Origin of the sequence: Collinsella aerofaciens (assembly GCF_040926405.1) — a bacterium.
In the GTDB taxonomy this organism is placed as follows: Bacteria; Actinomycetota; Coriobacteriia; order Coriobacteriales; family Coriobacteriaceae; genus Collinsella.
In genome coordinates this window covers 1-1,915 of record NZ_JBCOIG010000056.1, presented here as the reverse complement: position 1 = coordinate 1,915, position 1,915 = coordinate 1, and the positions used below count along the sequence as shown (strand labels likewise).

2 protein-coding genes are annotated in these 1,915 nt (G+C 61.0%); one reads left to right on the top strand and one right to left on the bottom strand.

Features of this window, described 5'->3' with window-relative positions:
- Positions 1-692 (bottom strand): P-type ATPase actuator domain-containing protein (locus AB5758_RS09625; protein ID WP_368155539.1); only part of this gene is annotated, 692 nt, incomplete at its 3' end.
- Between the two features lie 437 nt (positions 693-1,129).
- Here AB5758_RS09625 and pyrE point away from each other — a divergent pair.
- A complete protein-coding gene (pyrE, locus tag AB5758_RS09620) occupies positions 1,130-1,810 on the top strand; it encodes an orotate phosphoribosyltransferase (protein WP_117655467.1) in 681 nt (226 codons plus the stop codon).
- Positions 1,811-1,915: the final 105 nt, after the last annotated feature.

Here is a 1,915-nt window from a genome sequence, read left to right as displayed (position 1 = left end):
GAGAGTGGCAGTGCGGAGCCGTCGGCGCCCTCGACGACGGTGACGGCGGTGGTCTTCTCGACGGCCTCGCTCTCGCCGGTGAGTGCGGACTCGATCACAAACAGGTCGCGCGCGGTGATGATGCGGGCGTCTGCCGGCACCATATCGCCGGCAGAGAGGCGGATTACATCGCCGGGGACGAGCTCGTCGAAGGGGATCTCGATGCGCCCGCCGTCGCGCAGGGCGGTGCAAGTGTTGGAGACCAGGTCCTTGAGGGCCTCTGCCGCATTGCCGCTGCGGGCTTCCTGGATAAACTTCATGCCGCCCGATACCAGCAGCATGGTGCCGATGACGATGACCGTGGAGGGGTCGCGCTGCGGTTCGGGCACGGCGAGCACGTCGATGTAGAGCGAGACCAGTGCGAGCGCGGCGAGGATGCCGGCGAAGGGATCGATGAACGCGTCGGCGATGCGGCGGGCGAGCGTTTTGGTCGTTGCCTCGATGGTGTTGGGGCCGACGGCGTTCAGGCGCTCAGTTGCCTGCTCGACGGTGAGGCCGTTTGCCGTGGCGTCAAGCAGTACGAGGGCGTCCTCGGCACTATGGGTGGCGGCGAATATGGTGTTCTTGGACAGGCCGGTATGAGCGGCAGGGCGCGCCGTGCGGCGGCGCTTGGAGATGGCTTCGAGTACCGTGACGGTTTTGAGCATCAGCATAGGGTCCTCCTTGTTGAGGGGAGTTAGCGTACGTGTCGTATTTGCTTCAAAAAACCTAGATGTCGCTCACGTCAAGCTCTTGAGCCCACAAAGGGTGCAGCGCGCCTTTGCGGTGGTTTTGGCGATCTGCCGGTGGCGTTTATGCGTGTGCGGAGTCCTCGCGGCGTGCCGAGGGCGACATGCAGGTTTTTCGACTAGGACTGCCTTCCATGGCACACCTCCTAAAGGCTGAGCGCAGTGCGCTTTGGGTATCTCGTACCCCTTTTTAATCCGCCCGTATTCTTGATGAGGGGGTTTGACATGTCAACCCCATTGTTCGGAAAACCATTCCCCCTGACAAAGCCTTTACAGAATGCCGTGGCCCCAAAGCGCGTCCGCATCTACGCTTCGCCTGCGCTAAACTGGAAGGCACGTACGCGATTACGAGAGGAGCCCGCATGGAGGCTTACAAGCAAGAGTTCATCAAGTTTATGGTCGAGTCCGACGTCCTTAAGTTCGGCAGCTTTACGCTCAAGAGCGGCCGTCAGTCCCCGTTCTTTATGAACGCCGGCGCTTACGTGACGGGCTATCAGCTCAAGAAGCTGGGCGAGTATTACGCCCAGGCCATCCACGATAACTTTGGCGACGACTTTGACGTGCTGTTTGGACCGGCCTACAAGGGTATTCCGCTGGCCGTCGTGACCGCCATTGCCTACCATGAGCTGTACGGCAAGGAGGTCAAGTACTGCTGCGACCGCAAGGAGGCCAAGGACCACGGCGCCGACAAGGGTAACCTGCTGGGCTATGAGCCCCAGGACGGCGACCGCGTGGTCATGGTCGAGGACGTCACCACCAGCGGTAAGTCCATCGACGAGACCTATCCCAAGGTCAAGGCTGCTGCCGATGTCGAGATCAAGGGCCTCATCGTGTCCCTCAACCGCATGGAGGTCGGCAAGGGCGGTGTGACCACCGCTCAGAAGGAGATCGAGGCCAAGTACGGTTTCCCCGTCGCGAGCATCGTCTCCATGGCTGAGGTCGTCGAGACCCTCTACAACCACGAGATCGACGGCAAGGTTGTCATCGACGACGAGCTCAAGACCGCCATCGACGCCTACTACGAGCAGTACGGAGCACGTTAGTTACGGCGTTTTACCAAACGCCGTAACTGCTCGACGCTGCGCGGGCCGCATTTGGACAATCTGACGTTCAACTTCAAGGGCGCGACCAGAAGGTCAGCGCCCTTT